This is a genomic window from Thermodesulfobacteriota bacterium (assembly GCA_036482575.1).
GTDB lineage: Bacteria > Desulfobacterota > GWC2-55-46 > GWC2-55-46 > JAUVFY01 > JAZGJJ01.
In genome coordinates this window covers 1-8,069 of the sequence record JAZGJJ010000127.1, presented here as the reverse complement: position 1 = coordinate 8,069, position 8,069 = coordinate 1, and the positions used below count along the sequence as shown (strand labels likewise).

Annotated in this window: 7 protein-coding genes; 1 reads left to right on the top strand and 6 read right to left on the bottom strand. The window is 57.9% G+C overall.

The genetic code is table 11. The features are described from left to right. On the bottom strand, positions 1 to 152 hold a 152-nt coding region (locus V3W31_05710; GenBank protein MEE9614437.1), incomplete at its 3' end, for a sugar phosphate nucleotidyltransferase. A 1-nt stretch (position 153) separates the two neighbouring features. After that, positions 154 to 921: a glycosyltransferase family 2 protein gene (locus V3W31_05705; protein MEE9614436.1), complete on the bottom strand. Its 768-nt coding sequence runs from the start codon at positions 919 to 921 to the stop codon at positions 154 to 156. 267 nt (positions 922 to 1,188) lie between these two features. Between V3W31_05705 and V3W31_05700 the strand changes: the two genes are divergently transcribed. After that, the gene (locus V3W31_05700) at positions 1,189 to 2,175 is read left to right on the top strand and encodes a tetratricopeptide repeat protein (GenBank protein MEE9614435.1); all 987 of its coding nucleotides are present in this window, start codon (positions 1,189 to 1,191) and stop codon (positions 2,173 to 2,175) included. A 67-nt stretch (positions 2,176 to 2,242) separates the two neighbouring features. Here V3W31_05700 and V3W31_05695 read toward each other — a convergent pair whose 3' ends face one another. From V3W31_05695 to V3W31_05680, 4 genes are all read right to left on the bottom strand, one after another. Beyond that, positions 2,243 to 2,719, bottom strand: a complete 477-nt coding sequence (locus V3W31_05695; protein MEE9614434.1) for a type II secretion system protein — start codon at positions 2,717 to 2,719, stop codon at positions 2,243 to 2,245. Continuing rightward, positions 2,716 to 3,930, bottom strand: coding sequence for a type II secretion system F family protein (locus V3W31_05690; GenBank protein ID MEE9614433.1), 1,215 nt, complete (start codon positions 3,928 to 3,930; stop codon positions 2,716 to 2,718). Before V3W31_05690 ends, V3W31_05695 begins: the two co-directional genes overlap by 4 nt. A 108-nt stretch (positions 3,931 to 4,038) precedes the next feature. Next, a complete protein-coding gene (locus V3W31_05685; protein MEE9614432.1) occupies positions 4,039 to 5,739 on the bottom strand; it encodes an ATPase, T2SS/T4P/T4SS family in 1,701 nt (566 codons plus the stop codon). 295 nt (positions 5,740 to 6,034) lie between these two features. After that, positions 6,035 to 8,069 (bottom strand): citryl-CoA lyase (locus tag V3W31_05680; GenBank protein MEE9614431.1); only part of this gene is annotated, 2,035 nt, incomplete at its 5' end.

The window sequence follows — 8,069 nt, the reverse complement described above, 5'->3', positions numbered from 1 at the left end:
ATCATGATGTCGTCTATGCCCGCGTTAAGGAGGCAGCGCAGGGGATAGTATATCATCGGGTCCTTGTAGACCGGCAGGAGATGTTTATTCGTTACCTTCGTAAGCGGCAGGAGCCTCGTGCCGAGCCCGCCCGCCAGTATTATTCCTTTCAAATCACCCTCCTTTTTCAGGCCGCGAAAAGGTCTGTGGGAAAAGGTTGAACTTTAATATGTGCCATATGGCCGCCACGCCGTCCTTCCAGTTGATCTTCTTGCCTTCCGCGTAGGTCCTCCCCGAGTACGATATGGAGGTCTCGTAAAGTCTCCACCCGCCTTGAGCTATCTTCGCCGTTATCTCGGGCTCGAAGCCGAACCTGTTGGAGGTAAGTTCCATATTCTTTATTACGTCGGTCCTGAAGACCTTGTAGCATGTCTCCATGTCGGTGAGGTTCAGGTTAGTGAGCATATTGGAGAGGAGCGTCAGGAACCTGTTCCCGAGCATATGCCAGAAGAAGAGCACCCTGTGCGTTCCCCCCAGGAAGCGCGAGCCGAACACGCAGTCGGCCCTGCCGTCGAGTATGGGCTCTAGGAGCTGCGGGTAGTCGCCGGGGTCGTATTCGAAGTCGGCGTCCTGGATGATTACTATATCGCCGCTCACCCGGCGGAACCCGTCCCTCAAGGCCGCGCCCTTGCCCTCGTTCTTCTCCTTGAAGAATATCTCCAGAGAGCACTCCTCCCGCCACTCCTCCTTTATCCGTTTGAGCATCTCGGTGGTGCCGTCGGTCGATGAGTCGTCCACCGCCACTATCTCCCTCGGGATGCCGGTAGCCACGACCCTCTGAAGGACCTCATAGATGTAGTTTTTTTCGTTATAAACCGGGATTACGACGGAGACCTTTTTCCCGGCCAGCTTTTCTTGGAACTCTTCCATGCGCAGATGCATTGGGCGTTTCCCTCCACTTAATCTGCAAATAGCTAATTTACCCACATATTCCGGTGTTCCGTCAATCTTTTTTCTCTTTCCCCCCCCCTTTTTCCCTCTTTTTTCCCTCTTTTCCATCTTCCCGCCCGTCCCGCAGGGAAGCAACCGGGATTACTGCCTTGCAATCTTACCTGATTCGTTGTAATTTGTCGATAATCTATAGGTTTTTCAGGGAGGGGGTTAGACGTCGGCGTGAGGGAAAGATCGAAAACATACAGGGTTTCCAGCTTGTTACCGCTTTTTATCATCGTCGTATTCGGTGCGGCCTCTTACTCCAGGAATCTCGTCTGGAGGGAGGGGCTCTCGCTCTGGGAGGATGTGGCGGTGAAAAGCCCGGAAAAGGCGCGGGCCCACAATAACCTCGCCAACGTATACGGCGAGCTGGGTCTTAAGGATAGGGCCGTAGAGGGCTATAAGAAAGCGCTCGGGAAATACCCGGAGTTCGCCGGGTTCCACGTGAACCTGGGGAATGCCTACAAAGCTCAGGGCAGGACGGAGGAGGCGGCGGCGGAGTATGAAAAGGCCCTCGAACTCGAACCGGATAACGTCATGGCCCATAACAACCTGGGTACGCTCTACAGGGAGGCTGCCATGTTTGACGAAGCGGTAAGGGAGTTTCAAGAGGCTCTCGGGCTCGCCCCGGACAACCCGGGGATACACTATAACCTCGGCTACGCCTACGAGGGAAAGGGGCTCATTGATGAGGCGGTAACCGAGTACGAAAGGGCCGTGGAGATTAGCCCCGGCATGGCCGAACCCCATAACAGCCTCGGCAACATATACAGCCGCCATGGCAGGACGGATGCCGCGGTCTCGGAGTACCTCCTTGCCGTAAAATACAAGCCCGGCTATGCGGAGGCTTACAATAACCTCGCCAACGTCTATAAGGAAAAGGGGTTGGCCGTGGAGGCCCGAGCCGCCTACCGGAAGGCCATAGAGATAAGGCCGGAGTTCGCGGAGGCCCGGCACAACCTCGCTTCCCTCTATGTCAGGATGGGGCGGGTTGAAGAGGGGATCGCAGAGTACCGGCGGGCGATAGAGCTGAAGCCCGTGGCGGTCTTCCATTACAGCCTGGCCCGCGCCCTGGAGGCGGCCGGCAGCGGCGATGAGGCCGCGGCACACTATAGCGAGTTCATAGAAGCGTCCCCCGAGGCCTACCGGCCTCAGGTAGAGGAGGCGAAGAAGCGCCTGGAACTGCTATCCGGGAAACCTTAACACGTATGCGCCGCGCGTGACGGGCAAATGCGCTTTGTGCGCATTACGTGCACGCATCACGGCCTTTTTACCACGACTTGTAGCCCGCTGTGGATGAGTGCACCCTGCCGGTGGCCGGGTCGTAGTCGAACCTGTTTTTAAAAACGTCCGTGGGATAGCCGTGCTCGTCTTGCATCATGCCCATCAGGTAACTGTCGCGCATTTCCACCTCGAGCTCCTCCTCGACCGCGTCGACTTCGTTTATTTCCATCAGCGCCTCTATCTCGTATCCCGGCCCCAGCATCCGGTGCCTCGTTAGCGATACCTTCTGTTTCCCCAGGTCCCTAAGGGACTCGGGAAAGGCGCCCTTCGTCATCGTATAGATGCTTACCGCAGTCCTCAAGTTGGAAAGCTCCACCCGGAGCGCCATCTCCTGCGCACCCCTGGCCGAGCTTATGTACCGTTCAATGGATATAAAAAAAAAGGTGCCCACCATGATGATAACGAGGAGCGTCTCCAGCAGCGTCCTCCCCCCCTCGTCGCGCATAAGGCCGGCCGCGCTCATTTCCTGACAATCTTAAGTATATCCCACATGGGCAGGAATATCGCCATCGCCAGGAAGAGGACTATAACGAAGACAACGCCCAGCAGGATGGGCTCGATCAGGGTGGTGAGGTTGCGGAGGGTATTGTCGACTTCCCTGTCATAGTACTGCGCGGTCTTCTCCAGCATCTCGTCGAGGTTGCCCGTCTCCTCTCCAACGGCTATCATCTGTACCACCAGCGGAGGGAAGAGCTTCATGGCCGCCATGGGCTCGGCAAGGCTCTTTCCTTCCCTCACCTCGGCCTCCACGACCTTGAACGATTCGGCCAGGACTTTGTTCCCCACGGCCTTCGAGGTCATGTCCAGCGAGCGGAGGATGGGGAGGCCGCTTCGGTAAAGCGCCCCCAGGACCCTCGAACCCCTCGACAGGATGGACTTCAGTATCAGGGGGCCGAATATCGGGACCTTCAGCACCAGCCAGTCCCGGTTGTAGCTTCCCTTTTCTGTGGAGATGTAAGCCCTTACCGCCATGAAGATAAGGAACGCGCCGCCGGCCACCAGGTACCAGTAGCTCTGGAAGGCGTTGGAGATGGAGATAAGGAGCCTTGTGGGCCATGGGAGCGGGACGTCGAAGCTTGAGTATATCTGCACGAACTTGGGTACGACGAAAGTCATAAGTATCGCTATGGCTATCACTATCGCACCTAACACCAACTTCGGGTATAGGGTGGCCGACTTCACCTTCGCCTTCGTCTCGGCGTTCCTCTCCAGCATGTCGGCCATCCTCTCGAGGGTCTCCTCCAGTATGCCTCCCGCCTCCCCCGCCTCCACCATGCTCGAGTACAGGTCTCCGAATACCTGCGGGTGTCTGCTTAGCGCCTCGGTGAAGGTGGAGCCCCCCTCCACGTCCTCCCTCACCCGTTTTATTATCCTGACGAACTTCGGGTGCTCCATCTGTTTTTCAAGGGTCCCGAGCGCTTTGGTAAGCGGTACGCCCGCGGCGTAGAGGGTGGCTATCTGACGGCTGAAGAGGATGAGGTCCTGTGGGGGGATGCCGCCAAAGAGGTATTTAATCGTCGTGAGCTTAAGGGGCTTACGCTGCGGCACGACGTGCACGGGGATAAGCCCCATCATCTCGATACTGGCCTCGACCGAGCCCATATCCGGGGCCTCGAGGCTCCCTGTATGGAGCGCGCCGTCTTTATCCCTTGCCCTGTATGCGAAAAACGGCATGGTCACCCGTTATAGGTTACCGGTTATCGGCCTTTATCACTACCGATAACCGACGACCGGCAACCGGTGGAAATGGAAATAATGGAAATAATGGAAATAAATGTTTTTTTACTCCGGCACCTGTGTGGCCAGTAGTATTTCTTCAACGCTTGTATGCCCCTCCAGTACGGCCCGTACTCCCTGGTCCCTCAGGGTCTTGAATCCCTTTTCCTTCGCGGCCTTGATTATTTCGGGGGCCTCTTCTTTCCGTGTGATCATGGTCCGTATCTTTTCGTCGATAGTGAATACCTCGTATATGGCCATGCGCCCCTTAAGGCCCACTCCCTTGCAAGACGGGCATCCCTTGCCCCTGTAGAAGACCGGGGCCTTCCCGCCGGGAGCCGGGGCCACGCCCAGTTCCTCCAGGACGGACGTGTCGGGCTCGTAGCTCTCCTTGCACCTCTGGCATATCTTCCTCACCAGCCTCTGTCCCACTATGCATATGACGGCCGAGCCCACCAGGAAGGGCTCTATACCCATCTCCACGAGCCTCGTTATGGTCCCCGCGGCGTCGTTGGTGTGCACGGTGGAGATGAGAAGATGTCCGGTAAGCGCGGCGCGGATGGCTATCTCGGCGGTCTCCTTGTCCCTCACCTCTCCTATCATCACGATGTCGGGGTCCTGCCTCAGGATGTGCCTGAGGGCGTTGGCGAAGGTTATCCCCACCCGGGGGTTTACCTGTATCTGGTTTACCACCTTCAGGTTATACTCCACCGGGTCCTCGACCGTGACTATGTTCTTGTCCATGGAGTTTATGAGGTTGATGAGCGTGTAGGCCGTGGTGGTCTTTCCGCTGCCGGTGGGTCCGGTAAGGAGTACCATGCCGAAGGGGCGCTTTATAGCCTTCTTGAGCGGGTCGAGTGTGTCCGGGAAAGGTGTCAGGCGCTCGAAGTCGAGGATCATCCCCTCCTTGTCGAGCAGCCTCAGGACCGCCTTCTCGCCGAAGATGGTGGGCATGGTCGAGAGACGAACGTCTATGTCGCGCTCTCCCACCTTGACGAAGAACCTCCCGTCCTGGGGAAGCCGCTTCTCCGCGATATTTAGGTCCCCGAGCACCTTGATCCTCGATATGACGGCCGGGTGGAGTTTTAAGGAGAGGTTCGAGGTCTCGTGCAGGAGGCCGTCTATCCGCATCCTTATCCTCAAGGTATCCTCGTCCGGCTCTACATGCAGGTCGGAAGCGCCCTCCCTTACGGCTTGAGAGATGAGCGTACTCACCAGCTGCACTATCGAGGCCTCACCCGCCACCCTCTCGAGCTTCTCGGGGTATTCCGCCTCGCCCCCGACAAGCTCCACCTCCGAGGCCTCTATCTTCCTTGCCATCTCGTCTATGGTCCCGCCGAGGCCGTAGTGCTGGTCTATGGCCTTAAGTATCCCGGTCTCGGCGGCCGTGGCCTGGCGGATCTTCTTCCTCGTGACCCTCTTTATCTCGTCTATGGCGAATACGTCGAGCGGGTCCACCATGGCCACATGGAGCACGCCGTCCTTAAGCGCCACGGGGATTACCCCGTACCTCTTTGCGATGGCCTCGGGGAGGAGCTTTACGAGCTTGGAGTCGATGAGTACTTCATTCAGGTCCACGCAGGGGATGCCCTGCTGCTCCGCCAACGCGCCGGCGACGGTTTCCTCGTCGGTGTAGCCGAGCTTTACCAGCACCCTCCCCACCCTCGTTTTGGTCTTCTTGCCGGTGGTGAGGGCCTCTTCGAGTTGGGCCTTGGTTACGGCGCCCTTCGAGGTAAGTATCTCCCCTATGCGTGCCATCTTTTTCATAAAAATCTCCAGTCCCTTAAAGCCGTATCCCGCCGGGGACGGGCTTAAGGTGTACCTATAAATCTATAATAAGGCGCAAACCTTGTCAAACTAAATATGGCACCATGATGCCTGTCCTGAGCCTGTCGAAGGGGTGTTCAACTTCCGGACGGACGTTAGTGGTACGAGATACCAACGGTGCATTGGGCCGCATATGACATTAACCGTGCGGCTACAAAAGGGGTACATGATGGGGGTAAGGAGGCCGGTTCGGCCTCCGGGACAAGAAGGGGAAGGTTGCCGGGCCGGCTTAAAGCTAACCCACGAAGCCGCACTTCGAGGCCGGGGTCCTGGTGTCCATGTTCCTCCCCCGGTTCATGTGGTCGTCTATCTCGGCGGCGGAGCCTATCATCCGGCCGAAGAGGAACGTGGTGAAGGCCGCGCTCTCTACCTCTCCGTCGCCGAGCTTGCCTTCCTTAAACGGTATCCAGACCATCTTAAGGAGTATTACCGCTATCACGGCGTCCACGTTAACGCACCATACGTTCGGGGTCACCTTCGCCTCGAAGAGAGAGGTGACCAGGTTCTTGTAGAAGTCGAGGAAGACGTTGTATATACCTTCTTCGGCGAATAGCGAGCTTACGAACTCCTCCCTGGGGTCTACGTTGACCTCGTTGCCCTTGAAGACCGGATGGTTTATACACGGTATCTTCATGTAGTCTATGTTGCCGACGGTCTTCTGCTCGGCCTTGTAGCCCCGGTACCACTCGGCGTAGTCCTCGGCGATGGACTTAAGCTCGAGCCCGTGCCCCTTATCCGCCGGGTTTTTAAGGGTGGTACTCTTAAAGCGCTCGATTAAGAAGGCTATGGCCTCGTAGCCGTTCCCGCCGTGCGCGAAGCCGGTGTGCGTGAGGAAGCCGATGAACGCCTTGTTTATCTGGACCCTCTCGGGGTCTTCGGGGCCGTCGGCGCTTACCCCGCCCTTGGGGCCCTGCGCGGATATGGTGCCGGGGCCGTTGGATATTATAAGGCCCAGGAGCATGGAGAGTTCGAAGAGCTCCGCTTTCTCGGGCATCCTGCCCATAAGCGCCAGGAAGGCCGTCTCGGTAAAGCTCCTCTCCTTTATGAGTTCGGCGTTCTTCACGCCGCAGAAGGAGTCCTTCGTGTGTTTCGAGGACGGTACGCTGCATCCTATGATGGTGGAAAAGATCCTGGAGTACCACGGGAGCGCCTTTATGGTGAATCGCGAAATACCCTTTAAGATAAGGTGCTCCCAGCCGAGCGTGGTCCATATGGCCGCGATGAGCGCTCCGGTCGAGGGTTTCCCGCCCGAGGCCTCCTTGGCGAACTCCACGAATACGGAGTTCTTCCCGAGGGCCTCGATACTCTTCAAGATGTAGGCGGCGTCCGTATCCTCCTTGGCGGCCTTGAAAAGCCCCTTATCAGCGGCGGTAAGGCCCTTTAGTTGCGCCGAGGAGTCGAACTTATCCGTTCCCTTCTGAAGCCCCGAATCTTTGAAATTCTCGAAGAGGAGTTCCGAAATAGCAACGGAGTCCTTTACCCTCCCCTTGCCCATGATCGCCACGGCGGCCGAGAGCACGGTGTTGGGTGAGTTCTCCGCCTCCCTGGCGGCGTCGGCCGCGGCGAGCGCCGGGTCGCCGTGGTGGTTAACGCAGGAGTTCAGTGCTATGTTCGCGAGCGCCCTGCCGTACTCGTCCGGGTAGCTCTTGAGGAGAGAGAAGACAAGGTTCTCTTCGAGAGAGCGTTTGGAGGCGTCGAGTATCGAGACGTTATGGACGCGGCTTACCTGGGTCTTGGGGTCCATCATCGAAGCCCCGCTCAAGTCCTTCATGGACTGGCGCGGGAACTGGGCGCCCACCTGACTGCTTATGAGCTCTATCTGTTCGTTATAGGGCGTAACGGCCTCGACCGTCTTGATATCGACATCCTTGGAGAGCGTTATACCGGCGTTGCCGGAGAACCAGCACTTGAGCGAGAGGTTCCCCTTGGGCTTAAAGTCCTGCTTTATGTTGTTGAGCTTCATTACCTCGGTGAGGGCCTCCGGGATATGCGCTATGTTGGTCACCACGGCACCCTTCTTCGAGAAGACGGGCTTTTCCGGGCTGTATATATCGTCCACGCCGAAGTAGTCCATGAACCACTTTTCCTTGGCCGTCGCGTCGTCGCCCGAGCCGGCGAGGCTCCCGGCGTGGCCGCAGGCCTTGGTAAGCCTCGCCTTCCACCTCCCCACGACGCATGCCACCGTGGGTTTCGTTATATCGAGCCCGGACTCGTAGTAGCCGCCCGGCTCCACGTATATTACCGCGGCCTTGCTCCGCGCGTCGTTATCG